Annotated in this window: 26 protein-coding genes and 3 pseudogenes; 15 read left to right on the top strand and 14 right to left on the bottom strand. The window is 56.7% G+C overall.

What is annotated here, in order from left to right; translation table 11 throughout:
* Window positions 1-78: 78 nt before the first annotated feature.
* The 3 genes from AC3IT6_RS15220 to AC3IT6_RS15230 all read left to right on the top strand — a co-directional run bounded on the left by AC3IT6_RS15220 (window position 79) and on the right by AC3IT6_RS15230 (window position 2,098).
* Complete coding sequence (locus AC3IT6_RS15220; RefSeq protein WP_489356573.1) at window positions 79-900, top strand: helix-turn-helix transcriptional regulator; 822 nt, start codon at window positions 79-81, stop codon at window positions 898-900.
* A gap of 212 nt (window positions 901-1,112) precedes the next feature.
* Entirely contained in the window at window positions 1,113-1,403 is a 291-nt protein-coding gene (locus AC3IT6_RS15225) for a hypothetical protein (protein ID WP_150723913.1), read from the top strand.
* A 134-nt stretch (window positions 1,404-1,537) separates the two neighbouring features.
* Window positions 1,538-2,098 (top strand): magnesium transporter, encoded by a 561-nt coding sequence (locus AC3IT6_RS15230; RefSeq protein ID WP_223448859.1) that lies wholly within the window; start codon window positions 1,538-1,540, stop codon window positions 2,096-2,098.
* Window positions 2,099-2,130: 32 nt separating this feature from the next.
* Here AC3IT6_RS15230 and AC3IT6_RS15235 read toward each other — a convergent pair whose 3' ends face one another.
* The 5 genes from AC3IT6_RS15235 to AC3IT6_RS15255 are packed head-to-tail and all read right to left on the bottom strand — an operon-like array spanning window position 2,131 to window position 7,165.
* Entirely contained in the window at window positions 2,131-2,448 is a 318-nt protein-coding gene (locus tag AC3IT6_RS15235; protein WP_150723915.1) for a cytochrome C oxidase subunit IV family protein, read from the bottom strand.
* A 13-nt stretch (window positions 2,449-2,461) separates the two neighbouring features.
* On the bottom strand, window positions 2,462-3,175 hold the full coding sequence (locus tag AC3IT6_RS15240; protein ID WP_223448858.1) for a heme-copper oxidase subunit III family protein: 714 nt from the start codon (window positions 3,173-3,175) through the stop codon (window positions 2,462-2,464).
* Between the two features lie 6 nt (window positions 3,176-3,181).
* Entirely contained in the window at window positions 3,182-3,874 is a 693-nt protein-coding gene (locus AC3IT6_RS15245; RefSeq protein WP_489350810.1) for a cytochrome c oxidase subunit 3, read from the bottom strand.
* Window positions 3,871-5,643 (bottom strand): cytochrome c oxidase subunit I, encoded by a 1,773-nt coding sequence (ctaD, locus tag AC3IT6_RS15250; protein WP_489356575.1) that lies wholly within the window; start codon window positions 5,641-5,643, stop codon window positions 3,871-3,873. Before ctaD ends, AC3IT6_RS15245 begins: the two co-directional genes overlap by 4 nt.
* Before the next feature lie 49 nt (window positions 5,644-5,692).
* A complete protein-coding gene (locus tag AC3IT6_RS15255; protein ID WP_489350812.1) occupies window positions 5,693-7,165 on the bottom strand; it encodes a c-type cytochrome in 1,473 nt (490 codons plus the stop codon).
* Window positions 7,166-7,480: 315 nt separating this feature from the next.
* Between AC3IT6_RS15255 and AC3IT6_RS15260 the strand changes: the two genes are divergently transcribed.
* The 3 genes from AC3IT6_RS15260 to AC3IT6_RS15270 all read left to right on the top strand — a co-directional run bounded on the left by AC3IT6_RS15260 (window position 7,481) and on the right by AC3IT6_RS15270 (window position 9,386).
* Entirely contained in the window at window positions 7,481-7,819 is a 339-nt protein-coding gene (locus AC3IT6_RS15260) for a hypothetical protein (RefSeq protein ID WP_489350814.1), read from the top strand.
* A 623-nt stretch (window positions 7,820-8,442) separates the two neighbouring features.
* Window positions 8,443-9,096: a hypothetical protein gene (locus tag AC3IT6_RS15265; protein ID WP_223448855.1), complete on the top strand. Its 654-nt coding sequence runs from the start codon at window positions 8,443-8,445 to the stop codon at window positions 9,094-9,096.
* Between the two features lie 83 nt (window positions 9,097-9,179).
* Window positions 9,180-9,386, top strand: coding sequence for a co-regulatory protein PtrA N-terminal domain-containing protein (locus AC3IT6_RS15270; RefSeq protein ID WP_150723921.1), 207 nt, complete (start codon window positions 9,180-9,182; stop codon window positions 9,384-9,386).
* 372 nt (window positions 9,387-9,758) lie between these two features.
* Here AC3IT6_RS15270 and AC3IT6_RS15275 read toward each other — a convergent pair whose 3' ends face one another.
* The gene (locus tag AC3IT6_RS15275) at window positions 9,759-9,917 is read right to left on the bottom strand and encodes a DUF1652 domain-containing protein (RefSeq protein WP_489350817.1); all 159 of its coding nucleotides are present in this window, start codon (window positions 9,915-9,917) and stop codon (window positions 9,759-9,761) included.
* Between the two features lie 136 nt (window positions 9,918-10,053).
* On the opposite strand from AC3IT6_RS15275, the gene AC3IT6_RS15280 reads away from it, so the two are divergent.
* A complete protein-coding gene (locus AC3IT6_RS15280) occupies window positions 10,054-10,623 on the top strand; it encodes a hypothetical protein (RefSeq protein WP_489350819.1) in 570 nt (189 codons plus the stop codon).
* 360 nt (window positions 10,624-10,983) lie between these two features.
* Here AC3IT6_RS15280 and AC3IT6_RS15285 read toward each other — a convergent pair whose 3' ends face one another.
* The 4 genes from AC3IT6_RS15285 to AC3IT6_RS15300 form a co-directional block, all read right to left on the bottom strand.
* A complete protein-coding gene (locus tag AC3IT6_RS15285; RefSeq protein ID WP_150723922.1) occupies window positions 10,984-11,283 on the bottom strand; it encodes a hypothetical protein in 300 nt (99 codons plus the stop codon).
* 142 nt (window positions 11,284-11,425) lie between these two features.
* Window positions 11,426-11,743, bottom strand: a complete 318-nt coding sequence (locus tag AC3IT6_RS15290; protein ID WP_489350821.1) for a hypothetical protein — start codon at window positions 11,741-11,743, stop codon at window positions 11,426-11,428.
* On the bottom strand, window positions 11,710-12,219 hold the full coding sequence (locus tag AC3IT6_RS15295) for a response regulator (RefSeq protein WP_489350823.1): 510 nt from the start codon (window positions 12,217-12,219) through the stop codon (window positions 11,710-11,712). The genes AC3IT6_RS15290 and AC3IT6_RS15295 overlap by 34 nt, the downstream gene beginning before the upstream one ends.
* A gap of 283 nt (window positions 12,220-12,502) precedes the next feature.
* A complete protein-coding gene (locus tag AC3IT6_RS15300) occupies window positions 12,503-13,144 on the bottom strand; it encodes a response regulator (RefSeq protein ID WP_489350825.1) in 642 nt (213 codons plus the stop codon).
* Between the two features lie 297 nt (window positions 13,145-13,441).
* On the opposite strand from AC3IT6_RS15300, the gene AC3IT6_RS15305 reads away from it, so the two are divergent.
* The 6 genes from AC3IT6_RS15305 (at window position 13,442) to AC3IT6_RS15330 (ending at window position 21,897) form a co-directional block, all read left to right on the top strand.
* Window positions 13,442-18,304, top strand: coding sequence for a HAMP domain-containing protein (locus AC3IT6_RS15305; RefSeq protein WP_489350827.1), 4,863 nt, complete (start codon window positions 13,442-13,444; stop codon window positions 18,302-18,304).
* Between the two features lie 48 nt (window positions 18,305-18,352).
* Window positions 18,353-19,483 (top strand): ATP-binding response regulator, encoded by a 1,131-nt coding sequence (locus AC3IT6_RS15310; RefSeq protein ID WP_489350829.1) that lies wholly within the window; start codon window positions 18,353-18,355, stop codon window positions 19,481-19,483.
* Between the two features lie 257 nt (window positions 19,484-19,740).
* The gene (locus AC3IT6_RS15315) at window positions 19,741-20,019 is read left to right on the top strand and encodes a DUF2790 domain-containing protein (RefSeq protein ID WP_008047217.1); all 279 of its coding nucleotides are present in this window, start codon (window positions 19,741-19,743) and stop codon (window positions 20,017-20,019) included.
* 277 nt (window positions 20,020-20,296) lie between these two features.
* Window positions 20,297-20,950, top strand: a complete 654-nt coding sequence (locus tag AC3IT6_RS15320) for a hypothetical protein (protein ID WP_489350831.1) — start codon at window positions 20,297-20,299, stop codon at window positions 20,948-20,950.
* 83 nt (window positions 20,951-21,033) lie between these two features.
* The gene (locus tag AC3IT6_RS15325) at window positions 21,034-21,240 is read left to right on the top strand and encodes a co-regulatory protein PtrA N-terminal domain-containing protein (protein WP_150723921.1); all 207 of its coding nucleotides are present in this window, start codon (window positions 21,034-21,036) and stop codon (window positions 21,238-21,240) included.
* A 150-nt stretch (window positions 21,241-21,390) separates the two neighbouring features.
* Window positions 21,391-21,897 carry a thiol-disulfide oxidoreductase DCC family protein gene (locus AC3IT6_RS15330; protein ID WP_489350833.1) on the top strand — a complete coding sequence of 169 codons (507 nt, stop codon included), beginning with the start codon at window positions 21,391-21,393 and terminating at the stop codon, window positions 21,895-21,897.
* On the opposite strand, the gene AC3IT6_RS15335 is transcribed toward AC3IT6_RS15330, so the two are convergent.
* Both AC3IT6_RS15335 and AC3IT6_RS15340 read right to left on the bottom strand, forming a co-directional pair.
* Complete coding sequence (locus AC3IT6_RS15335; RefSeq protein ID WP_489350835.1) at window positions 21,885-24,008, bottom strand: TonB-dependent receptor; 2,124 nt, start codon at window positions 24,006-24,008, stop codon at window positions 21,885-21,887. The genes AC3IT6_RS15330 and AC3IT6_RS15335 overlap by 13 nt on opposite strands.
* A gap of 211 nt (window positions 24,009-24,219) precedes the next feature.
* Window positions 24,220-24,312, bottom strand: a pseudogene (locus AC3IT6_RS15340) (AraC family transcriptional regulator); the annotation flags it as partial.
* 28 nt (window positions 24,313-24,340) lie between these two features.
* On the opposite strand from AC3IT6_RS15340, the pseudogene AC3IT6_RS15345 reads away from it, so the two are divergent.
* Both AC3IT6_RS15345 and AC3IT6_RS15350 read left to right on the top strand, forming a co-directional pair.
* Window positions 24,341-24,994 (top strand): annotated as a pseudogene (locus AC3IT6_RS15345) (hypothetical protein); the annotation flags it as partial.
* Window positions 24,984-25,139 (top strand): annotated as a pseudogene (locus AC3IT6_RS15350) (MAPEG family protein); the annotation flags it as partial. The pseudogenes AC3IT6_RS15345 and AC3IT6_RS15350, both read left to right, overlap by 11 nt.
* Before the next feature lie 11 nt (window positions 25,140-25,150).
* On the opposite strand, the gene AC3IT6_RS15355 reads toward AC3IT6_RS15350, so the two are convergent.
* On the bottom strand, window positions 25,151-25,543 hold the full coding sequence (locus tag AC3IT6_RS15355) for a GFA family protein (protein ID WP_489350837.1): 393 nt from the start codon (window positions 25,541-25,543) through the stop codon (window positions 25,151-25,153).
* A 34-nt stretch (window positions 25,544-25,577) separates the two neighbouring features.
* The gene (locus tag AC3IT6_RS15360) at window positions 25,578-26,378 is read right to left on the bottom strand and encodes a transporter (protein ID WP_489356577.1); all 801 of its coding nucleotides are present in this window, start codon (window positions 26,376-26,378) and stop codon (window positions 25,578-25,580) included.
* Between the last annotated feature and the right edge of the window lie 286 nt (window positions 26,379-26,664).

Raw genomic sequence — 26,664 nt, forward strand, 5'->3', positions numbered from 1 at the left:
TTTGCCCAGTCTGAACACGGGCGCAGTGTTCCGGCTTTCAGAAAACTGACCTGACTTTTGCCCCCACTCTTCACTACTATGGTGTCCATGAGTCATCGAAATCGCCTGCCGCCACCACTCCTGTCCGAACCGGTCCATCGTATCGAGGCCGGACCCTGGGCGATCGAATTACTCCCCGGCTGCGCCTACGCGACCCGATATGTCGCGCCCCAGGCGGGAATCGGCTTCGCCTTCGACAGCCAGCGAGGTCTGCACGCTATCGGCAGTGACCGAATACGCCCCTTCGATGCCGTGCCCAACGGCCTGGCGTTTGTCCCCGCCGGCTGTGACGTGCTGTCCGAATCACCCCAGGGCGGTGAATACCTGCGGGTGATGCGCACCGACGGTATGGCGTTGGTGGGGGATCGTGCCTTCAACAATCGTATCGATCGGCAGGCCTCTGCCCTCGCACGGAGAATGCGCGCCGCGCTGTTGCTGGCCTCTGTGGAGGACGATTGGGAAGCGTGGGCACTCGCATTGTCCGAGCGGGCGACGGGTAGCGAAGCGGTGTCGACAGCACCCCATGGCTCGATAACCGGCAACCGGATGCGCTTGCTCGATGAGTTCATTGATGCAGGCCTCGATGGCCCGTTGAGCGTACCGGCGATGGCGGGGTTGCTTGGATTGTCCGAAGGATATTTCATGCGGGCATTCAAAAACGCTACCGGCAAAAGCCCGCACAGTTACCTGATCGACCGACGCCTCGCCAGGGCTCGTGCCTTGATGCGCGATTCGACTGCCACGCTGACGGAGATCGCCTACGCCTGCGGTTTCAATTCCCAGGCGCACATGGCGACCACCTTCAAGCAACGCCTTGGGGTGAGTCCGGCGCAGTTGCGCCAGTGTGCGAGGTTCAGTTAGCCCCAGGTTACTTTTAAGTTTGCAATGGGCCGATTTCTGCCTGCCTTTCCCGACAGGCAGAAATCGGCCGCGAGTGGCCGGTGGTCGTTGCATTTCGATTGTCGCCGGCGTTTGGCTAAGCTTAATAAATCAGGGCGAACTGAAACCTGGGTGATTGCGGCCATCAACGGATCTGGATTGGCATCAAGACGGTACTCCCAAAGGAGACGACTATGTATGCGGTTATAAGAACCTACCTGGGTACTGGAGCAAAGCAGCTTTTCGAGCTTCTGGAAGAGCGCAAAGTCGACGTCGAAGCGACCCTGCGGACAGTGCCTGGCCTGGTAAGCTACACACTGCTGAATACCGGTGATGGTGGTACGTCGATCACTGTTTGCACGGACAAGGCCGGCAGTGATGCGAGCATGAAAGTCGCGCGTGACTGGATTCAGAAAAACACCTCGAATATCCACGCGAACCCGCCGATCGTAACGGAAGGTCCGGTCATTGTGCAGATCAACTAACGACCGATCCGCAGGGTGGTGAGTGCTATACTTTTTTTCAGATTGCATGAAGTGTGCAACGTTCCCAAGGGTACAAATACCGAGTGCTGCCGGACAGAGGAGGTCTACAGCAAACACGAGATGGGAGGTGTGGCATGAACCGACACTATTACATCAGTGACAATCTCAACGATCTTGAAAACGTTGAATATGAATTGGAAGCCAGCGGCATCAATTCCGAACAGATTCATGTACTCAGTGAAAATGTTGCTGATGTAGAAGAACATCACCTCCACGAGGTCAACTCGTTAATGGAACAGGATGCTGTTCACTCTGGTGAGATTGGGGCGGTGGTCGGTGTGCCACTCGCGGCACTGGTGCTGGGTGGCGCCTATTGGATGGGTTGGACCGAGTCCGCCGCAGGCTGGATGCCTTTTATCTTCCTTGCCATTGTTGTATTGGGCTTCTGCATCTGGGAAGGCGGCTTTTTTGGGTTCCAGGTGCCGAACACACACTTCCGCAATTTCAAGCAGGTGGTAAAAGAAGGCAAACATATCTTCTTCGTGGATGTTGAACCGGATCAAGAATCGGTACTGGACCAGGTAATCAAACAGCATCCAAAACTGAAGATCGCTGGCACGGGAGCAGCAGCCCCCCACTGGACAGTGGCTTGGCAGCACAAATGGCATCAGTTCAAGCGAGTGATATCGGGTTAGTGCCTGGAGACTCAAGGCCATCCGAAAGCTGCTTACTGGCCAAAGAAAATGCCCCTGCTGAGGAAAATATAGTCTGCCTCGGTGGCCATCAGCCCGATGAGTACCAGTAAACACAAAGGCGGGACCAGTATGGCGTAGACCAACGCCAGGCGCTCCCAGGCCATATGCATGAAGATGGAGACAATCAAACCTGCCTTCAACAACATGAAAGTGATAATCAGGGACCACCGAAGGTAGCCATGGAAGTGGAAATAGTCGACAAGGTACGACAGCGTGCTGAGGACGAATAACAGCCCCCAGATTTTAAGATACAAACTGATTGGATGTTGCTGACCCTGAGCATGTGCCATCACCCGTGCTCCTCTACCATAAATAGAAGAAAGCAAAAATAAATACCCACACCAAATCCACGAAGTGCCAGTAAAGCCCGGCTATCTCGACGTTCTGATAGTTTCCGGAGCGCTCATAATCTCCGCGCCATACTTTCAGCGCCACAATGCTGAGGTAGAGGGCGCCGATTGACACATGCAGTCCGTGAAAACCGGTAATCATGAAAAAGCTGGCGCCAAATTGCGCCGCCCCCATGGGGTTCCCCCAGGGACGCACCCCTTCTGCGATGAGCTTGGTCCATTCAAATGCCTGCATGCCGACGAATGTCACACCCAAGGCAGCGGTGGCCAGCATCAGGGCCGTGGTTTTCGCGCGATTACGGCGATAGGCGAAATTGACGGCCATGGCCATGGTGCCGCTGCTACTGATCAGCACAAAGGTCATGATGGCGATCAGAATAAGCGGGATTTCCCTGCCGCCGATCGTCAATGCGAACACTTCACTGGGGTTCGGCCAGGCGCTGGTGATGGTCATGCGTACCGACATGTAGCCGGTCAGGAAACAGGTGAATATAAACGTATCGCTGAGCAGGAATATCCACATCATCGCCTTGCCCCAAGGCACCTGCTTGAAGGCCTCTTTATCCGAGGACCAGTCGCTGGCGATGCCCTGCCATCCCGGTGCAGGCGGCGAACCTGGTGGATTGGATGTACTGGATTCGACTTGGGCTTGTGGGTGCAATGCCATGGCTGTTCACCTCAGGCCGCAGAATCTGGCGATGGCTTCATAGGTTTGCGGCGTGCTGGCCAGCAGCGCGAATAGCACGAACCAAAGGCCCAGCAAGTAATGCCAATAGATGGCACAGAGCTCTACGCTGGCGCCAAGTTGCGCCAGTGGCACATGACGCAGAAATCTGGCGACGATCCAGCACCAGGCGATCAGCCCGCCCAGCAGGTGGAGCCCATGCAGGCCGGTCAACAGGTAGAAGAAACTGTTGGCCGGATTGCTGGCGACAAAGTAGCCCCAGGCGACAAACTGCTGCCAGACCCAGAGTTGCCCCGCCAGAAAGGCAATGGCAAAGACACCCGCCAATGCAAAACCAATGACAGTTGCGCCCAGCCGAGCCTTTCGGGCGGCCATACGCGAGCACTGCAGTGCGATGCAACTCAATACCAGAAAAGCCGAATTCAGCCATAGCGGCCGGAGATTGCCTAACGGCGCCAAAGGCTCTGTCAGGGGTAGCCAGTCGGCCATTTGAGAACGGGCAATAAAGGCGATCAGGAAGAGGAAGAATAACGAACTCACCACCACCAGAAACAAGCGCAGGCCTACCCTTGCAGTTTGCCTTCTATCGGCATCCTCGGCGGCGTGAATACCCTCAGGGTCGCGACTCCAGCTGCCACCGGGATCAGCGCCGTCGGCGTTTCTCAATAGCAGCCTGTTCATGTCTTGATGTCCGCCTTGGTTCCGGCACTGAGTTGCCGCATCTGCTCCAGTTCCTCGGCAGAGACCGTTTGCGGCACGAAATCCTGCTCTATCCCCGGCACACTGTAGTCATAGGCCCAGCGATGCACGACCGGCAATTTCTCTCCCCAGTTACCGTGTTTCGGCGGGGTGTCCGGCGTTTGCCATTCCAGGCTGGCCGCGCCCCAGGGATTACTGCCTGCGGGTTTGCCCTTGAATGTACTCCAGGCCAGGTTGAACACGAACAGCAGTTGGGAAACGCCGACGGTCAATGCGACCACCGTAATGAAGGCATTCAAGTCTTGCGCGGACTGCGGGATGAACGCGTAGTTTTCATAGGCGTAGTAGCGACGTGGCATGCCCTGGAAACCCAGGTAGTGCATGGGGAAGAAGATGGCGTAGGTGCCCAGGAAGGTAATCCAGAAATGCAGCTTGCCCAGGGTGTCGTTCCACATGCGCCCGGTGACTTTCGGGAACCAGTGATAAATGCCGCCGAACACCACCAGGACCGGGGCGACCCCCATGACCATATGAAAATGGGCCACGACGAAATAGGTGTCCGAGAGCGGTATATCCACGATCACATTGCCGAGAAACAACCCGGTCAGGCCGCCGACCAGGAAGGTGACGATAAAGGCCAGGGCAAACAGCATCGGCACAGTCAGATGGATGTCGCCCCGCCACAGGGTCAGCACCCAGTTGTAGACTTTCAGCGCGGTCGGCACTGCGATGACCAAGGTGGTGACGGCGAAGAAAAAGCCAAAGTACGGGTTCATTCCACTGACATACATATGGTGCGCCCAGACCACGAAGCTGAGTACGCCAATCGCAATAATGGCCCACACCATCATTCGGTAACCGAAGATATTTTTACGCGCATGCGTACTGATCAAGTCAGAGACCAGACCAAACGCAGGGAGAGCAACGATGTAGACCTCCGGGTGGCCGAAGAACCAGAACAGGTGCTGGAACAATATCGGGCTGCCACCCTGGTGATCGAGCTGCTGCCCCAACGAGATCATCGCCGGCATGAAGAAGCTGGTGCCCAACAGCTTGTCGAACAGCATCATGACCGCACTGACAAACAACGCCGGGAAAGCCAGCAAGGCCATGATCGAGGCCATGAAGATGCCCCATACCGAGAGCGGCATGCGAAACAATGTCATGCCGTGCGTGCGCGCCTGCAACACCGTGGTGACGTAGTTCAACCCGCCCATGGTGGCCGCGACAATGAAAATCGCCAGTGAGACGAGCATCAGGACAATGCCCCACTCGACCCCAGGTGTCCCCTGAGTAATGGACTGTGGCGGATAGAGCGTCCAGCCGGAACCTGTGGGGCCGCCAGGGACAAAAAAACTGCTGAGCAACACCAGTACCGCCACCAGGTAAAACCAGTAGCTGAGCATGTTGACGTAGGGGAAGACCATGTCGCGGGCGCCCACCATCAACGGGATCAGATAGTTGCCGAAGCCCCCCAGAAACAAGGCCGTCAGCAAGTAAATGACCATGATCATGCCGTGCATGGTCATCGCCTGATAGTAAGCACTGGCGTCCATGAACGCCAAACTACCGGGGAAGCCTATCTGCATGCGCATCAAGCCGGACAACACCACGGCGATAAGACCCACGAATAAAGCCGTCAAGGAATATTGAATGGCTATGACCTTGTGGTCCTGACTCCAGATATATTTGGTCAGGAAGCTTTTAGGCTCGTGCAGTGCCTCTGTTTCGGCTTGCTCCGCATAGGCCATCACGTCATCCTCCTGCCGAAGTTTCAGTGTATTCCTGGCTGTTTTACGGCTACTTCCCTGGCTCCGCCTTGTTTGTATCAGCGTCAGCATTCGCTTTGGATTTGATAAAAGCGATCAGTGCATTCAGCTCCTCGTCACTCGGAGCCAAGGCCGGCATGACGGCTGCATAGCCCTTGACGATTTTGGCATTGGGATGAAGAACCGAATCTTTGATATAGCCCTCATCGACCTTTACGCTCGTATCGTCGGCAAGGGTTTGTGTCTTGCCATACAGGCCCTGCCAGCTGGGGCCAACGCCCTTGTTGCCATCGACACTGTGGCAGGCCAGACAGCCAAGCGATCCGGCCAGTCGCTGTCCCTGCGCCACCAGGTCTTCACCCGGGTTCGACGCTTCACCAGTCGAAGGTTCATCGTCTTGCCGCGCAGCACCCAGTGATTTGATCAGGGCGATGACGGCACCCAGTTCATCGTCCTTGAGAGTATAGGCCACCATGACCGGCGGATAGCCCTGTACCAGTCGGGCCTTCGGATCGAGAATCGACTCTTTCAGGTAGGCCTCGTCGACCAGCACACTGGTGCCATCGGCAAGCTGTTCAGTGCGGCCGTACAAATCCTTCCATCCCGGGCCGAGACTGGTACTGCCATCCTGGCTATGGCAGGCCTTGCAGCCGTACTGTTCGACCAACTGGCGGCCTTTTTCCAGCACGTTGTCTCGACCGGGTTTGGCAGCTGTGGTCAGTGTCTGCGCAAAAGTAGGCTGGCCTTTTAGCCATTGATCGAAGACGCCCTGCTCTTCCACGATCATATGGCCGCGCATGTTGTAATGACCTACACCACAGAATTCAGCGCAAAGGACTTCGTATTTTCCGGTTTTTGTCGGCGTAAACCAAAAGTACGACACCATCCCTGGCACCATATCCATCTTGCTGCGAATTTGCGGTACATAGAAATCGTGCAGAACATCTTTAGCGCGCAACAAGACTTTCACCGGCCGATCGAGCGGAAGGCGAACTTCATTATTCATTACAAGCACATCGTCCTGCCCGGCAGGATCCTTGGGATCAACACCGAGGGGATTGGCGGAATCAACAAGCTTGATATCCGACTTGCCCAACTTCCCGTCCTGGCCGGGAAAACGAAAGGCCCACTGCCACTGCTGGGCGACCACTTCAAGTTCGTAGGCATCTTTCGGCACGCGGATGAAATCGTTGTAGACAACCAGGCCTGGCGCCAACATCCCGGCAATACCTACCGAAGTAATGATAATCAACCATAATTCCAGCTTTTTATTTTCTGGCTGGTAGGCCGCCCTGGACCCTTCCTTGTGACGATAGCGCATCACCGCTACCGCCATGAATACCGTGATGGCAATGAAAAATATTCCGCTGATGATCAGGGTGATGAACAGGGTGGTGTCTATGGACCCCCAGTTGGATGCTGCCGGTGTCGCCTGCCAAGGCGCTAGTATGTGGAATAGCACGGATGCAATAACGATTAGTATCAAGATAATTGCTATTGCCATTTCCTCTTCATCCTATTCCTGTTGTTCATTGGTTATGCAAAAGCATCGCCACTGACGTCCAAGCAGGGCCGACAAATACCACCCATCCGGGCGGCAAAGTCAGTAAGAAGTATAGAGCCATCGGCTTGTACCGCGAGGTCGGCAAGCGAGGCCCGGCGGCCAGCTATACTGAATTTCTGATGACGGACGGCAGAGATCGACCAAAAACCGCCCCAATAGTCGAACCCTGCCTTGGTGTAGTCATCAAACATAAGTGATGGCATTGAGCAGGAACGATAGTTACAGAGTCCAGCAATCCACATGGGAGGTTTCGTCATGAGTGCCCTGACGATCGAAGGCTGGTGCAAAACCAGCGGCGCCCAAAAATCCACCCCGATGGGGGAAGTCCATTTCTACGTCGACGGACCTCTCCATGTCCGTCTGGAGGAGGCCGAAGAGCGCTTGCAGAAGTCCCACGAGCCTGAAGCCATGGTCGATGTCGATATGGACTCGATGGATTTGATCATGCCCGAGGGATACGCCCCGTTGTCCGACTGTCAAATGCGTGTCTATTTACACGACGAACGCGGTCAGTTTCATCTGGTCGGGCACCGTGCGAGCGATGGCAGCTTGATCTATACCAATGCGGTGTTGATTGATCAGTTGCTTGAGTAGCAACTACGCGATTGCCGGTATCGGTCTTTCTCCGTGGGGTGCCCCAACATGTGGGGAACCTCACTTTTTTTGGGCGGGAAATGGCAGTGCCTTGACCTGGTTTGTAAACCCGGCCAGGTGCTTTTTTATGGCCGACCAGCTTGTATCCCCCCGATTTTCCCATGGGATCTGGAAAAAAAGACGAAAAAATCGGCGCGGCCCTCATCTGCCTCTCAACTCGCCGCAAAGCCAGTAATGGTGCTGGCTGCGCTATCCAGGCAGGCAATAATCGACTAGCCATTTCACTGCCGTCGGTCAGAACAATTGATCAAAAAATGAACGCATTCGGGGTTTTTCGTTCAGAATACGCCACAGGTGACACGGGCTCGGCCCCTCACCTGACCCCAGAAGCGGAAGTTAAACCTCCTATGCACCCAGTGCGATTGAGGTTTTTTGTTACCTGAAAATGGACATGATCGAATGACTAAAAGTTCATTCGCGAAACCCGCTATTGTCTTGGCAGCGTAACGCCGCAAGATTAATTAATACAAATTTCTGGATCCTCATTGCAATCAGCAACGGCAAATTCCAACTAAGCCGTACTGAGGGCCATGTTGATTCACCCTTATAACCAAGAGGTAACCATGGAACTTAGTATGCTTTCTTCGTCCACCGTGGAATATGTGCGTTTGGGCGTTGTATATTTTCATCTTATCGCCTGCTGCGTTGCAATCGGGCTGGTCTTGACCAGTGACATTGCAATGGTCAAGCAACTCCTGAAGGGGGATGCGTCAGGTCACCACGATGACGCGCACATGCAAAGCCTTCAAAAAACCGTATCGCTTGCACTTGTAGCGCTTTGGATTACGGGCATTGGTATTATCGGGATCGATTATGCCGGCAAGGGGATGGAGTATTTCCTCAATCCCAAACTGCAAGCCAAGATCGGCATCGTTGTGCTGTTGACCTTTAACGGCTTCCTGTTGCATAGCGCTGTATTGCCGGCGCTGAAAAAAGCCGGTTCGTTACTCAAACTTTCCTTCAACCTGCGCATGCTGGCGCTGTTCTCCGGCGCCCTCTCTGGCGTGTCGTGGTTCTATGCCGCCATGCTCGGTGTTGGTCGTCCGCTGGCCTGGAAGTACTCGCTGGTGGAGTTGCTGGCAGCCTATCCGGTTCTCATCGTCGGTGGATTCGCGATGATGGTACTGCTCACTGCCTGGGCAAAAAACAAAGACACCGAAGCGCGCATGGAGCGAGGCACCTGGTCACCAGGAAACGCCGCCCTGGCTGGATGGTGAAGCCAGGTTGAACAAGGAAGTTCAGCTTCAGTAAATGAATTCCGCTTTTAGCTGTTAACAGAATCTCACTTGAGGATACCCAAATGAAATCCATGAAAGTTCTCTTCGTAGTCGCCACCCTGACCGCCTCTTCTCTGGCCATGGCCACCGGTGGTGGTGATAAGACCTTCGCACGCATGGAGTCGGCCCGGAAAGTCTCGGTGGAAACCTACCAGGTTGCACAGAAACAGAAGACTGAAGCCGCTGTCGCTGAAAGCAAAGCCAAGGCGACCGATCGCGCCAAAAGCTGATCTGTGTCGCGCCTCCCCAGGCCGAAATGTGCGGTCTTAAGCCTCGAATGCAGCACTCAAGGTGCTGCATTTGCCGTTTTAACCGAAATCCCGTTTACACAAAATCCAGTGTATTGAATCCACAGTCGTAAGCAGCCTTTCGCGAAGGGCTGCTTTGGGTTGTGCCTCTCCATTCTGTTCACTGAATAGCGCTGGATTCTCTGGTATTTCTGCCCCGCCATTACCGCCCAGCACCGGGCTTCTGCTTCCGCTCCTTTCACACCTTCGTAACACTCACCAAGCACAATGCGATCAGCCAAATGGATTTGGCCCATCTACAGAGAACCCGGCCTGATGCCGGGATTTTTCGTTTTATAGCCCTCCCGGCACTTCTCATGGATGGCCTTGATATCCCCCTCGTAATTCGTCGATGAGCTTGTTGATCGCCTGGTCGCCATCGACCGGGGCAATCGGAATGCCTGTAACCAGTGGATCCACTCGTTCAGATACTGAATCGAACACCTGAACCCGCAAGTACCCGACCGGATCCACCCGAAATGTACAGGTAACCGAAAAGAAAGCTGATTCGATGATTTTGAAACTTGCTGTTACAAGTGTTAATACATATCATTAATATTCAAATCCAGGACGCAAGGAGTGCATTGTCCATATAAAAAAGGTCAACATAATGCTGAAAATGCTCCTCGTGTACGTTCATCTGCTCGCCACCTGTATTGCCCTGGGCAGGGTATTGCTGGCCGATCACAAGCTTTGGAGTTGGCGCAAGGAAGCGCTGGATCAGGCGAAGCTTGAGTATCTGGAAGAAACCAGGAAAATTGCCACCCTCGCGTTACTGGCCCTTTGGGGCAGTGGTCTGCTGTTGGTACTTCAGGGGTATCTCCTCGAGGGTACCGCGTACTTGCTCAACCAGAAGCTCTGGGCCAAGGTGGCGGTTGTCGCGCTGCTGACTCTGAACGGCGGTCTGTTGCATCGTGTCGGCTTCCCGTTGTTGCAAAAAGCCCCCTTCGTCTTGTTGCCGGGTTCCGACCGCGGTCGCCTTGCACTCTTGGGGGCGTTCTCCATGAGTGGCTGGCTATTCGCCGCCTTCCTGGGGGTCGCTCGAGCCTGGAATCATGTAATGCCATGCTTGCATGTGATGGGCGTTTTCACGGCATTCGCGTTGCTGGCTTGTGCCGTGGCGCTTGTGGTCGCCAGCACGGCGAGCACGATGCGCGGTGAAGAGCCTACGGTTTCATAGTGGGTGAAGCACAACTCGAGCGTGGATAGCATGAAACCTCCCTCGGCGCAGGAGCCAGCCAAGACATTCATGCTTGAAGTCGTGAATAGACTCAGTACTGACACCTAATCGCCACATGCAGACCACCTGGCTGATTGATAGACCTTTCAGCCAACGCTCGGAAGCTCGTCGTATTGTTCCCCGGCAGCCATTTCTGACTGCTCTAGCCGGTCGAGTTTAGCTGGAATCAGTGAACTGAAGCCGCTGCCAGCGAGGCTGCGGCTGTTCAAATGCTGAGTGGAGCGCCTGACCGGCGGAGTTCCCCTGCCGGCCGACGATAGTGAAATATCAATGATCCGCAGTAGTCATGGAGATAGGCATCTATCGCTTGCCCTTCATGCAGACTACGGAAAGATAAGCTCCCCAAAGAACACCACACAGGGCAAGTATCAGCTCCGGATTGAAAATGTTCTGATCGACCGGTGCCACCAGGATTTCGCTATAAAGGCACAATGCGCCCGCGATCAACGCAATAAAGTAGCCGGTCCGGGTTCTAGTCCGGCGCAGCAACAGAACCTTTTTCAGACCCTCGTCTTTCCATTCTTGAAGGGGCATGAGTTGGATCTCCTCCAGCAGCACCACACCCCACAGCAACGCACACAACCAATAACCTATCATCATGATGTCCTCCAGTTAGAACATTGGTTCAATATGAATGCAGCGCGCACTCCGCGCTCAACTTACGAATATCGATTCCAGAGTCTTTTCTGACTCGAGCAATTTGCTCTCATGCATATCCATATCCTGAAGCAGACGAGAAGATTCAAGCGGCTGCCATGAACGGGGAGTCCGAGCGGAGCACGCCCGGTCTCGTCGGCGGCGGCGAAGTCATACTCCCGGTGGTGTCCCATGCGCGTTTGCACAGATGGAACAGAACTATCAAGGTTGAGGCCAGCACGATTTCTGTCGCAAGCAGCTGATTCGAGTCCAACTCCACGCGTGGCCACCATGCATAGAGGATGAACCGTGCGGCATCCGGCGTGGCAAACGTTATGGCCACTGCCAGCAAGATGATGACGCCATGTGACATGACGTGCCGCAGCACGGCTAGAAAGTCGTGTTCTTTGCTGATTGGTTCCATGGGGTACTGCTCCCATTGGGGAATGATTGCCAGCAGGAAAAATCTTCTGGTAACAGGAACTTGGCTAAACGCTCCAACATGCGTCGCATGATGGCAAGTTCATGGTTCTTGTCGTAGAAGGCGTAGGCCCCCGCTTTTGTGAAGTACTTCCAATGTGTCGGATCGGCACAATCGCTGAGCACTATGATTTTTGTCAGCGGATACTCGGATGCGATCACACGCAATACTTCCATGCCATTACCGTCGCTGAGGTTGACGTCCAGCAAGACGACATCGGGTGGTTCACGCCGGATGGCGGCGATGGCGGTCGATGCGCGGTGGAACGCCCCGGCAAGTGACAGGCCCGCGATCTGCGGTGACACCGTGCGCCGCAGCGCCGGCACGGCGTTCGAATCCTCAACGACAAACAGGCGCAAAGGGCCTGAATCTCTTGTGGGCGTCAGTGCAGTCAATGGTTCTGTGTTGGTGACCTGCATGATTTCACCTCACTTTTTTAACATGGCTGTACAAGACGTTGACGAAGACAACTCCATTGAACGGACGAAAATTTCCCGAGAGGTAAATATGCTTGATTGGAACGGCCCCCACTATCGACGTTAGCAGGACTTCTTTGTGGCGATATCGGCCTAGAGCTTGTAGTGATTCCACTACAAGCAGGCTGGATCGGGCGACGCTTCGGCGAAGCTGGGCATGTGCCGCAGAGAGTGGAGGATGCCGAGAACGATTGAGTGGCTCGGCTGCCTCGGATGGCAGGGTGTTCTAAGTCAACAGGCCGTTTTCGAGGGCATAGCGGGCCAGTTTCGCGTTGCTGTCCATCCCTGTTTTTTCCAGGATGCGTGCCCGGTACGTCGTGACGGTACTCGGGCTCAAGTGCAATATCTCAGCGATGCGGACAATTCTCTCGCCTGAAGCAAGGAGCTTTAGTACTTCAAGCTCCCGGTCGGATAGCGCTTCGTGGGGTGCCCCGTCGCCTCTGCCGATAGCGTTGACCAGTTTTTCTGCCAGCTCAGGACTGACGTGCTTGCCGCCTGAGGCCACCTTGCGAACTGCCGTAACCAGGGTGGCTGCGGAAATATCCTTGGTGAGGTATCCCGCTGCGCCGTGCTTGATTGCGCGTAACGCATAGGCCTCGACCGAATGCATGCTCAACATCAGAACGGCGAGCTTGGGCTTCTCTGCACGCATGAGCTTGAGGAGTTGCAGGCCGGTCTTGTCGGGCAGCTGAATATCGACCAGCGCCACGTCGAAATCCTGCTCCCGGACCAGGAGCATTGCGTCTTGTGCCGTCGCGGCTTCACCCGTTACGTCGATCTCGCCGGCAGTCTCCAGCATGCGTCGCACGCCATTACGCACGATGCTGTGATCATCCACCAGCAAGACTCTGATTTTGTGGTCAATCATCTGTATTTTCCATTCGGCAGTAGCCAGCAAGCCATGGAATCTGCTGCAGAGCTTGACGTTAGCAGGCGCAGAGCACACTTGCACTTTTGCCTCAGGCGTTAGAGCCCACTTCTCCGGACCGCGGATGCTGTCGCTTGGAACGGCCTGTTCCCGGGCAATTTCCCCAGGATCCGGGGCATTGCGCCAACCTTGCTAATATTTCACAAGCCAACGCTCAGCTATCAGCATGGTCAATACTGCAATGCCGGCTCCTGCATGACGCCTTGCGCGTGGCATCCATCTTGACTGGACATAGACATGGCCACAGTGACGACACCGATCGAAGTTCTCGACATGAAGACGTTGCTGACAGCGCTGAAGGCGTTGCGCAATGGTGACTTCACCACGCGTATGCCGGAAGACTGGACCGGCATGCCGGGCAAGATCGCCGACACGCTCAACGAGATCATCGACATGGCGGCCGACACCGCCACCGAATTCGAACGCGTGGCGCGATTGATCGGCAAGCAGGGCAAGGTCGATGAGCGTATCCAATTGCCGATGATGAAAGGCTCATGGCAAAAGATCGTCAACTCGAGCAATGCGCTGACCAGCGACCTCATCAGCCCGATGAGCGAGATGATTCGTGTTATCGGTTCGGTTGCCGAGGGTAATCTGAGCCAGCAGGTACCACCGGTACTCGACGGCCTGAAACTGCGGGGCCAGTTCCTCAAATCCGCCAGGATCGTGAACACCATGGTGACGCGACTGGGCTCCTTCGCTTCCGAGGTGACCCGCGTGGCGCGCGAAGTCGGCACTGAAGGGATTCTCGGTGGGCAGGCCAATGTCAAAGGGGTGTCCGGCACCTGGAAAGACCTGACCGACTCCGTCAACGACATGGCCGCCAACCTGACCACCCAGATGCGCAACATCGCTTACGTGACGACCGCGGTGGCCAAAGGCGATCTGGGCAAGACGATTACCGTCGAAGTCAGGGGTGAGATTCTCGAGCTGAAAAACACCATCAACACGATGGTCGGCCAGCTCTCGAGCTTCGCTGCGGAGGTGACCCGCGTGGCGCTGGAAGTCGGTACCGAAGGCAAGTTGGGCGGTCAGGCGGAAGTGCGCGGTGTATCAGGCACCTGGCGCGACCTGACCGAATCGGTCAACGGCATGGCGGCGAACCTGACCACCCAGGTGCGCAACCTCGCACAGGTGACGACGGCGGTGGCCAAAGGCGACCTCGGCAAGAAAATTACCGTTGAAGCCAAGGGCGAGATTCTCGAACTGAAAAACACCATCAACACGATGGTCGACCAGCTCTCCAGCTTCGCCTCGGAGGTGACCCGCGTCGCGCTGGAAGTCGGTACCGAAGGCAAGTTGGGCGGACAGGCCGAAGTGACCGGCGTGTCCGGTACCTGGAAGGACTTGACCAATTCGGTCAACGGCATGGCGGCCAACCTGACCACCCAGGTGCGCAACATTGCCGACGTGACGACGGCGGTGGCCAACGGCGACCTGTCACGCAAGATCACAGCCGAAGCGAAAGGTGAAATTCTCCAACTCAAGGAAACCATCAACACAATGGTGGACCAGCTCTCGACCTTTGCCGACGAAGTGACGCGCATGGCTCGCGAAGTGGGGACTGACGGCAAGCTCGGTGGCCAGGCCAGGGTGACGGGTGTCGGTGGAACCTGGAAAGACTTGACCGACTCGGTCAACAGCATGGCGGCCAACCTGACCAATCAGGTTCGCAACATCGCCGATGTGACGACGGCGGTAGCCAAAGGCGACCTGGGGCGCAAGATTACCGTGGAAGCCAAGGGCGAAATCATGGAGCTGAAGAACACCATCAACACCATGGTGGACCAGCTCAATAGCTTTGCCGCCGAAGTGACGCGGGTGGCGCGCGAAGTCGGCACCGAAGGCAAGCTTGGGGGACAGGCACAGGTGCAAGGCGTGTCCGGCACCTGGAGGGATTTGACCGAAAACGTGAACTTCATGGCGGCCAACCTGACCAGCCAGGTGCGAGGCATCGCCAAAGTGGTGACCGCAGTCGCCAACGGCGACATGAAGAAGAAACTGTCACTGGAAGCCAAGGGCGAGATCGCCGAACTGGCCGACACCATCAACGGTATGACCGATACGCTGGCGCTGTTCTCCGATCAGGTGACCTCGGTGGCGCGTGAAGTGGGGGTCGAGGGCAAGCTGGGCGGCCAGGCCAACGTGCCGGGTGCTGCCGGCACCTGGCGCGATCTGACCGATAACGTGAACGGTCTGGCGGCCAACCTGACCAATCAGGTGCGCGCAATTGCCGACGTGGCGACTGCCGTGACCAAGGGCGATCTGACTCGTTACGTGGAGGTGGAAGCCAAGGGTGAAGTGGCGGAATTGAAGGACAACGTCAACGAGATGATCCGCAACCTGCGCGAAACCACGCGGCAAAACGCGGAGCAGGACTGGCTCAAGAGCAATCTCGCGAAATTCAACCGTCTGCTGCAGGGCCAGCGCGATCTGGCGGCAGTCTCCAAGATGGTGCTGTCTGAACTGGCTCCGCTGATCAACGCCCAGCACGGTGTGTTCTACATGATGAACGAGAGCCCGCCCGATCCTGCAAAACTCAAACTGCTGTCCGCTTATGCGTACAAGGGCAACATCAATGTGAACGATGAGTGGCGGCTCGGCGAGGGCCTGGTCGGGCAATGCGCCTACGAGAAGCGGCGCATCCTGCTGACCGATGTACCCGCCAATTACGTCGCGATTTCATCGGGACTGGGTGCGGCCGCCCCGCTGAATATCATCGTGTTGCCAATCCTGTTCGAGAACAAGGTCAAGGCCGTCGTCGAAATGGCTTCGTTCACGCGCTACAGCATCATTCATCAAACTTTCCTTGATCAGCTTGCTGAATCGATTGGTATCGTGCTCAACACGATCGAAGCCAATATGCGTACCGAAGAACTGCTCAAGCAGTCGCAATCGCTGGCGCAGGAGCTGCAAAGGCAACAAGAGGAATTGAGACAGACCAACGAGGAACTGGGGGACAAGGCTGGACTGCTGGCGGAGCAGAAAGCCGAAGTCGAGCGCAAGAACCGTGAAGTCGAAATCACCAAGCTGTCGCTGGAGGAGAAGGCGGAGCAGCTGATGCTGACCTCCAAGTACAAGTCCGAATTCCTCTCCAGTATGTCCCATGAGCTCAGAACGCCATTGAACAGCTTGCTGATTCTGGCTCAGCAGCTCAGTGACAACGCGCAACACAATCTCACTCCTCGGCAGGTCGAATATGCCAAGACCATCCGTAGCGCGGGCAAAGACCTGCTGGAGTTGATCGACGAGATTCTCTATCTGTCCAAGATCGAGTCGGGTACGGTCACTCTGGATCTGAATGAAACGCTGTTCGCCGATCTGCACGACCAGATCGAACGCACCTTCCGGCCGGTCGCCGAAAACCGAGGCCTCGACTTCACGATTGAACTGGCCCCTACCCTGCCCCCCGTTATCTGGACCGACGAAAAGCGCCTGCTGCAGGTGGTCAAGAACCTGCTGTCCAACGCCTTCAAGTTCACTGAGCAAGGCAGCGTCAAGATCAGTATCGCGCCCGTTGTGTCCGGGTGGAGCGTGGATAACAGCGAACTCAATCGTGCCGATGCGGTGGTCGCCTTCGTGGTCACCGACACCGGCATTGGCGTATCTGCCGGCAAGCAGAAGCTGATCTTCGAAGCGTTCCAGCAAGCAGATACCGGAACCTCACGAAAATACGGCGGCACCGGCCTCGGCCTGTCGATCAGCCGCGAGCTCGCACACCGGCTGGGCGGTGAGCTGCGGCTGATCCCCGGTGAGATCGGCAATGGCAGTACTTTCGCGCTGTACGTGCCCTTGCGTACACCGGATGCCCAGCGTCAGACGCTAGACGAATCAGTGACAGAGGCAGTAACTGGCCAAGTCAGGCGCGACCTCATGTCAAGCCCGACTGCACAGATACTGGACGACCGCGAGTCTGTCCAACCCGGGGACCTAGTGCTGCTGATGCTCGAGGGCGACGCCCGATTCGCCAGCATTCTGCTCGAGGCCGCGCACCAGAAGGGGTTCAGGGCGATCGTCACGACCCGTGGCGCGGATGCACTGGAGCTTGTCGAGCGCTTCAAACCCGCCGCGATCACGCTAGACCCGGGCCTGACGGACATCGATGGCTGGTCGCTGCTCGAGCAGTTGAAGCGCAATTTCGCCACGCGTCACATCCCGGTCCAGATCATCTCGATCGCTGACGACCACACACGCGGGCTGCGCTATGGCGCTTTCGACTATCTGCTCAAGCCGGTCACAGCCGACGAGATTCAAAATGCGCTGGTCGGCATCGTCGCATTCGCTCGGCGCAAGACCAGGAATCTGCTGCTCATCGACGGCAACGAAGGGAGCCGCGCCCGCATCCTCGATCTACTCGGCAACACCGACGTGAAGATCGAAACGACCGCCAGCGGCGCTGACGCCTTGATGAAACTGGCAAAGAAACGCTACGACTGCATGGCAATCAATCTCGAACTGCCCGACGCATCCGGCATCGGGTTTCTCGAGGCGTTGCAGCAAGACCACGCTCTGCGTGAATTGCCGATCGTCGTCTATGGTGCGCAGACACTGACCAAGCCGGAACACGAGCGTTTCAGGACACTGCTCGGCAAGGGCGTCATCAAGGCCGTTCAGTCCCCCGAGCGCATACTCGACGAAACCGCGCTGTTTCTACACCGCGTCGTCGCCAGGCTGCCGCAGACCCAGCGCAGGATGCTGGAAAAACTCTATGAGGGTTCGGACAGTCTTGAGGGTAAAAAGGCCCTGGTGGTTGACGATGACGTGCGCAATATTTTTGCCCTGGCCAGCGTGCTCGAGTGCAACAAAATGCTGGTGGCCACGGCCGAAAACGGCCGAACCGCCATAGAACTGCTGCAGCAGCAGCCCGATACCGACATCGTGCTGATGGACATCATGATGCCCGAGATGGATGGCTTTGAAACCATGCGCCAGATCCGTACATTCAAAAGATTTGAAGCCCTGCCCATGATCGCGCTGACGGCCAAGGCGATGATGGGTGACCGTGAAAAGTGCATCGAGGCAGGAGCATCGGACTATGTCAGCAAGCCAGTGGATACCGACCAGCTGCTGTCACTGATGCGCAAATGGCTCTATCGATGACGCTGTACCGCGCTCATTGCGGCCAGCGCAAACCGAAGTGGCATAAATATGCAGGAACCTCCGGTATTCAATGAGAGAGCCCAGGTGCGGCACCCGCTCCCGCCTGATGGCGTGCCAGCATCCGTGTTGCTGGTGGATGACAATCCCGCCAAGCTTACGGCGCTCGCCGCGGTGATTGCCGACATGGGCCTCGATATTGCCACGGCGACTTCCGGGCGCGAGGCGCTGCGCCTGCTATTGCAGCGCGACTTCGCCGTCATTCTGCTCGACGTGAAAATGCCAGTGATGGACGGTTTTGAAACCGCTGCACTGATTCACGGCCGCCCGAAGTCGGCCCACACGCCCATTATCTTCGTCACAGCTGAGGCCGACACGGATTCCGAGCGTTTCCGCGGTTATACGTCCGGCGCGGTGGATTACATCTTCTCGCCGATTGTGGCCGAGGTTCTTCGCGCCAAGATCCGGGTGTTTGTCGACCTGTTCTACCTGCAGCGCAAACTGACGATGCAGGCCGAAGAATTGCTGCAATCGAAGCTGCAGTTGCGTGAACTGGCCTCCTATCAGGAGCACATCAAGGAAGAAGAGCGAAAGCGGATCGCACGCGACATCCATGACGAGCTGGGACAGAGTCTGCTGGCGTTGCGAATCGATGTGTCCATGCTGCAGGCGCGCACCAGTACCCTGCACCCCAAGCTCAACGAAAAGGCCAGCGATGCTCTGAATCAACTCGATACAGCCATCCGCAGTGTGCGCAGTATCATCAATGACCTTCGGCCACCCGTACTCGATCTGGGATTGCAGGCAGCGATCGAGTGGCAACTTGAAGAGTTCCGCCAGCGCAGCGCGATCGATTGCACGATGTCGGCGAAAGACGAAAATTTCCGTTGCGATCTGAATGAAAAATCCGCCACGACCCTGTTCCGCATCGTGCAGGAATCGCTGTCGAATATTGCCCGGCACGCGCAAGCGACACAGGTGCATATCCAACTCTCCAGGGAGGGTCGCCGGCTCTACCTGCTGATCAAGGACAATGGCGTAGGCATGACGGATCGCAAAAAATTGAACTCGTTCGGGTTGGTGGGAATGAAGGAACGTATCAGCATGCTGGGTGGGGAATTCACGATCGACAGCGCACCGGACAAAGGAACGAAATTAACGATATCGTTGCCACTCGACTGACCCGGATGGCACTGATTCACCAGCGTGAAAATCCGTCATGACATGTCATGACCTCCCTCAAAAAACGGACTTTGCCCAACAAATACGGGGTTTAAAGGACGAATGGTCGAGAGGCGTCAAGCGCGGGGAATTGCCGGGAGTTTGCAGCCACTACAGGCTTTTCAGAAAGGCACGTTCGTCGCGGTGAAGTGAACTTCACTTTCTCAACGTGTCACATTAGGTCCTTGTCAAGCGAACTACAGAAGAGGTACAGCCTTATGAGCATGGCCACAATTGTCAGTGCGGTGATTTCCAGTCTCGCACCCAGTGTCTTCGACCAGAACAGCCTGCAAGAACCCGGCGCGCATGTCTCAGCCGTCGAATACCACTACGGGATGGACATCGATGTGAAGCGGGTACTGCAGCGCACCGATACATCCGACAAGACCGGCGTGGTGCCGGTGACCCTGGTCTACGAAGACAGCGAGGGCGAGGTTCACAAGATCCGTTTCCTCGAATGGGGTGGAAGCCCCGCCGACCCTACCAGCATTGCCTGATCCGTCTCGTCGATCGGGTTCCGGGCCTCGCCGGCCACCAGAAGCGGAAGTTAAACCTCCTATGCACCCAGTGCGATTGAGGTTTTTTGTTACCTGAAAATGGACATGTTCGAATGAATAAAAGTTCATTCGCGAAACTCACTATTATCTTGGTGGCGTAATGTCGCAAGATTAATTGATAACAATTGCTGGATCTAAATGGCAGTCAGCAACGGTAAATTCCAATCAAGCCGTGCCGAGAGCCAAGTTGATTCACTATTGAGGCCAGGAGGTCACCATGGAACTTAGTATGTTTTCTTCGTCCACCGTGGAATATGTGCGTTTGGGCGTTGTATATTTTCATCTTATCGCCTGCTGCGTTGCAATCGGGCTGGTCTTGACCAGTGACATTGCAATGGTCAAGCAACTCCTGAAGGGGGATGCGTCAGGTCACCACGATGACGCGCACATGCAAAGCCTTCAAAAAACCGTATCGCTTGCACTTGTAGCGCTTTGGATTACGGGCATTGGTATTATCGGGATCGATTATGCCGGCAAGGGGATGGAGTATTTCCTCAATCCCAAACTGCAAGCCAAGATCGGCATCGTTGTGCTGTTGACCTTTAACGGCTTCCTGTTGCATAGCGCTGTATTGCCGGCGCTGAAAAAAGCCGGTTCGTTACTCAAACTTTCCTTCAACCTGCGCATGCTGGCGCTGTTCTCCGGCGCCCTCTCTGGCGTGTCGTGGTTCTATGCCGCCATGCTCGGTGTTGGTCGTCCGCTGGCCTGGAAGTACTCGCTGGTGGAGTTGCTGGCAGCCTATCCGGTTCTCATCGTCGGTGGATTCGCGATGATGGTACTGCTCACTGCCTGGGCAAAAAACAAAGACACCGAAGCGCGCATGGAGCGAGGCACCTGGTCACCAGGAAACGCCGCCCTGGCTGGATGGTGAAGCCAGGTTGAACAAGGAAGTTCAGCTTCAGTAAATGAATTCCGCTTTTAGCTGTTAACAGAATCTCACTTGAGGATACCCAAATGAAATCCATGAAAGTTCTCTTCGTAGTCGCCACCCTGACCGCCTCTTCTCTGGCCATGGCCACCGGTGGTGGTGATAAGACCTTCGCACGCATGGAGTCGGCCCGGAAAGTCTCGGTGGAAACCTACCAGGTTGCACAGAAACAGAAGACTGAAGCCGCTGTCGCTGAAAGCAAAGCCAAGGCGACCGATCGCGCCAAAAGCTGATCTGTGTCGCGCCTCCCCAGGCCGACAGAAATGTGCGGTCTCAAGCCTCGAATGCAGCACTCAAGGTGCTGCATTTGCCGTTTTAACCGAAATCCCGTTTACACAAAATCCTGTGCTCCGGGATAACCAGGCGCCCTTGGACCCACGCTTATGCCAGCCTCGCACATCCGCCCCTCACCCGCGCCACTGCTCAAACCTGGAGAGACGGTGGTCTTGTTCGACGGTGTCTGCAAGCTGTGCAATGGCTGGGTGAGGTTGTTGATTCGCCATGACCGCCAGCGGAGCCTGCGGTTGGCGGCGGTTCAGTCACCCGAGGGGCAGGCTCTGCTCGCGTGGGCAGGTTTGCCCATGGATCAATTCGACACCATGGCGGTGATCCGCGACCGGCACTACTGGACGCGTTCGGATGCATTTTTCGAAATCATCGCCCGGTTTCCCGCACGCTGGCGCCCCGTGAACCTGTTGCGCATTTTCCCTCGCAAGCTTCGAGATTGGGCATACGACCGCATTGCACTTAATCGTTATCGGCTCTTCGGGAAATACGACACCTGCCTGTTGCCGGATCCTGATCATGAACTGCGCTTTTTGAAAGCGCCCCAAACAAACGCCCGACAATGCCGGACGCCTGTTCTTCAGGTCTGTACTCAGAAGCGATAGTTGGTGCTCAGCTCCAGCGTCCGTGGGGCACCGGGCGTGATCAGATCCACCGAACCATGCGCCGAAGCGTAGTAGTCCTTGTTGAAGACATTGCGCAGACGCAGGGCCATGTCCCATTTCGGCAGGTTGTACAGCAGCGCGGCGTCCACTGTCGTGTAAGCCGGCATGACCACATTGTTATCCAGCGCGGTATAGCGATCATCGACATAGTTGGCCCCCATGCCCACACGCCAGGTTTGCGTCAGCGAACGCACCAACCACAGGTTGGCACTGTGGCGCGGCGTCAAGGTGGGTACCTGGCCTTCGTTGGCGACACCGTTGGTGAAGCTGTTGGACTTGGTGATCTCGGCATCCAGAAAGGCGTATCCGGCATAGACCTGCCATTTGTCACTCAACTGCCCGCTGGCGGTCAGCTCAAGGCCATCGGTGCGCTGCTCACCCGCAAGCACCAGTTTGGTCGGGTTCGCCGGATCGCTGGTTTTCATATTGGTGCGTTCCAGGCGGAACAGCGCCGCCGTCAACGCCAGGCGATTGTCGAGCAGGTCCCACTTGCCGCCGATCTCGAAGTTGGTGGTCTCCTCTGGTTCAAGATCCTGGTTCGTCGTACTCAGCGCGAACATCTCGGCGGAGGGTTGGTAGGAACGGCTCACCGAGACGTAATAGGACTGCACTTGATCAGGCTGGTAGACCAGACCGACTCGCGGGCTCCAGGTCGTATCGGTGCGGGACAGTTCGCTGTTCGTCAGGTCGTCGGCGTACTCCTGGTCAAACACGTCGTAACGCACACCCACCAGGGCCTTCCACTTTGGCGCCAGTTCGATCAGGTCCTGTACATAGAAGCCGGCGGTGTCCTGGGTATTGGTACCCTTGGCGGTTTGCCGGTTGGCCTGGAACGGCACGTCGACCAGGGCATCGCGGTACACCGGCACCCTGGCCACATTGGATTGGCTGAATACGGACTGGTCCTTCACCTGGCGCCCCAATTCCACACCATAGAGCAGGTTATGGTTCATCCCGGCGAGCACGGCGCGCTGGTTGAGTTCGGTCTGGTTGAACCAGCCGTCTTCCTTGCGCTGCACGTTGCCGCGGTTGAGTTTCACCAGCAGTTCACCATTGGGAGCAGTGACGAAACGTGTCGGGCTGGAGTCAGCGAGTGTGTTGTTGCGATCCAGGTCGTAGTGGTAGTAGCGACTGGTATTGCTCAGGCTGAAGTCGTCGTTGATCCGGTAATCGACACCCGCCGTGAACGAGAACACTTCGCTGCGGGTGTAGTCATCATCCGGGTCGGCGGCACCGAAGCGCTTGTCGCGGTCCACATCGACCGGACGGTCGCCTCGTGCCGGGATGCCGAAGTCGATCAGGCGCTTGTCATACAGATAGCTGGCGCCCAGGTTCAGTTCCAGATCATCCGAGAGTTTGAAGTAGGCCGAGGGCGCGATGGCCTTGCGGTCGATGTAGCCGTCATCCCGGAAAGTGTCGCTGTTCTCCAGCGCACCGGTCACACGAAAGGCTTTATCGCCTTGCTGCTGATCGGCCCAACCGGCATCGAACTGAGTGCGTTTTTTGCCCTCGCTGTCGACACTGACGCCGACCTCCTGCCTGGGGGCGAAGTTGGGTGTCTTGCTGATGCTGTTGATCAGCCCCCCCGAAGAGCCTCGGCCATAGAGCACCGCAGCCGGCCCCTTGATCACTTCCACCCGCTCGACGTTGGACAGATCCCGGAAGTACAGCGCATCGTCGCGAATACCGTCGATGTACATGTCGCCGATGGCACTGAAACCACGGATGGTGACCTGGTCGCGCTGGCCGTCACCATTGGACAGGCCGATACCGGGGACATTCTTCAGCACGTCTTCCATCGACTGAGCCCCCTGATCCTTGATGACGCTCTGGGGAACCACGTTGACGGTTTGCGGGATATCCCGTAGCGGGGCATCGATCTTCAGCGCGCTCCTGCTCTCGGTCGACATGTAGCTCTGCTCGCTGTACTCACTGTTCACAGCGGTTGCCGGCAGGGTTAGAGCAGACTCCGTTTCTGCCTGTAGATCAGGTACAACCAGAACGCCCAGCAACGACAGAGAGGCTGGGTAAATGCGCGATCGAGCCACCATGGACACCTTTGTATGAATTATCGCGCGAATAATAACGATTATCTTTTGTAAGTAAATACATATCATTCCTATTCAATTCATTGACGCCACTCAGAACGATCGTCTCAATTTGATTGATGGGCGACAGAAGCGCTCCGTCCGGACGTCACGCCTCGGGCCGTTACAGCTCAATATCCGACGCTCAGGGTAGGCGGCTACAGCCCACCCCCTCTCATGCCGATTGTCTGCGCCAGGTGCCGGGGGAAGTGCCGAACTGGCGTTTGAATGCGCGACTGAACGCGGCTTCGGAGTCGTGGCCAACGGCGACTCAACCAGGGCAGCAGGAGATCCATATGGACAGCGTCGTTACCCTACCCGGCTCAGCGTCAGGCAACACCGCCCGTTATGCGCAAATGGTCAGATCATCGAAGAGGACCGAATGGCAGATCGATCGCGATCTGCTCCAGGACCGCCGTTTCGACTTCTCGCGCAAATTCCTGCCCGACGGACTCTCGCAGCTCGACCGCCTGACCTTTCTCGAAGCAGCCGAGGCGCGCCTGCTCAGTCAGATCCAGGGTCGAACCTATGCGTATATCTTTGGCCTGGTCGAGCGTTTTATCAGTGCCAAGATGCTCGATCAGGGTCGGGCCCATGTATTTGACGATCAACTGGCTCTTGAAGCGCTGGTGCTTTTTTCCAACGACGAGATCAAGCACCAGGAACTGTTCCGGCGCATGGAAACGATGATGAGTTCGAAATTGCCAGCGGGATATCGTCAAGTTGCCGATCCAAACGAGGTGGCGCGCGCGGTACTCGCGACCAGCACCTGGTCGGTGCTGGCACTGACCTGCCATATCGAGCTATTTGTTCAGGCGCACTACGTGCAAAGCATCGCCCCGCGCGAAGAGCTGTGCCCGTTGTTCAAGGATGTCTTCAAATTCCACTGGAAGGATGAAAACCGGCACGTCGTACTCGATGAACTGGAGTGGCAGGACGAGCACGCTCGTCCTTATCGCTCGCGTGTGCCAGTCTCTGGTTCACGTAGCCCATGAGCAAACCAATGCGTTCGTGGCGGTTCGGTTTGCCTTCTTCAGCGTTCAGTTGGTGTGTTTTCTCGCACTCATTGTCATAGCCGCTTGTCATGGCATATGAATATGTGCCCGTTAGTCCTCAAAACGCCCCGTGCTGTCTCGATCGCGTTCGTAGTGTCGGGTGAGCGCAAACGCCGGCAACCAGGCCTCGCGCCGCACAGTCCAGCTCTCGTAGGTTGGCGTCAACTGGTCAGGGGCATCCAGGGATCCGAGGTTCACCTCGACTTCGTCTGCGCTGCGTGAGAACACCGACGAACCGCAGTGCGGACAGAAATGCCGCCCGGCGTAGTCACGGGTTTCGCCCTCGATCGTCACGGCATCCTGATGAAATATCGCGGACGCGTGGAACAGCGCCCCATGATGCTTGCGGCAGTCGAGACAGTGACAAACGCCAACCCGGAACGGGCGCCCCGACGCAACAAGGCGCACCTTGCCGCACAAACAACCGCCGGTGAATCGGTCCATGCGGTGTCTCCTCCAGGCCGTCCGAAACGGCGTATCAGCGTGGAAACAGGAGCGTCACGGCGGCGCGAAAGCCCCAGCCCTGCGGGCCGTCCTCCGGGCTGTCGAGCCAGTAGCGCGGGCCGGCCTGCACCGTCAGCGGTTGACCGCCGATCCTCAGCAGTTGGGTAATCGTCAGGTTGACCGGTACCGACCATTCGCGCGATTGCCAATTGTAGGTCGACTCGGTGTTTACCCCGTAGGTCGTGTACGTATGAGTGGTGTACGAGAGGAAGGGTTGCAGGAAGGTCTGGTTGACCTTTTCCTTGTCGTCCGGCGGGCTGTCGTCCAGGCCCCAGATATGGTTGGCCAGAATGCCTCGGGTCCAGCCATTGGACTGTTTCAACGCCACCGCCGTCGGGCCGAGGCCCCATTGCTCACTGCCGAGCAACTCGTCACTGCCGGTCGGTATCAATAACGCCGGGCCGCCACCGAGTATCCAGCCACTGTCCGTGGGCTTGGTCGGCGAGAAGAAAAAACTCTGGGTGATATCGCCGGTGCCGGATTTGTCCGCCGCGCCATTGGGGGCCAGGCCGTGCTGGTCGATGATCGGCAGAATGGTCCGGGAAATGAGGTTCCAGTCTTCGTTCAAGGCAAACGGCAGCACAGGCTGGATATTGGTGACGCTGTGCATGCCCTCCCCGGTCGGCCCCATCTTCTGGTCCCAGTTGTACTGCACGGGCAGGCTGTACATCGCCGCGACCGGGTTGAGGGCCTTCTTTGCCAACTCCGCCGAATCGTCGGCCTGAGCCATAGGGACGCAGCCCAACACAGCGACGAGTGTCGACGCGGTGCCCATCCATCCTTCTTTCCAATCCATGCTCACTCACCTGTAGACGCCAAAACCGGCGTTGCAAAGGGTTAGCGTAGGCAACTGTGATCGATGTGCAATTTTTCCTCACCGCGTGTTTAACAGTTTTTGAGAGTTATTGATTCGGATTATCCCGCCGCTACGGGCAGCATTCGGCCCGCATTGACCGGCGTGCAAGCACCTGCTTTGCGTAACCGACCGGCAAGTACCAGTGCCTGAATACAAGGCGCCCGGACCAATGCCCGGGGCCAGGTCGGAACCCGAATGACAACTT

Source organism: Pseudomonas sp. KH_017, from assembly GCF_057840285.1.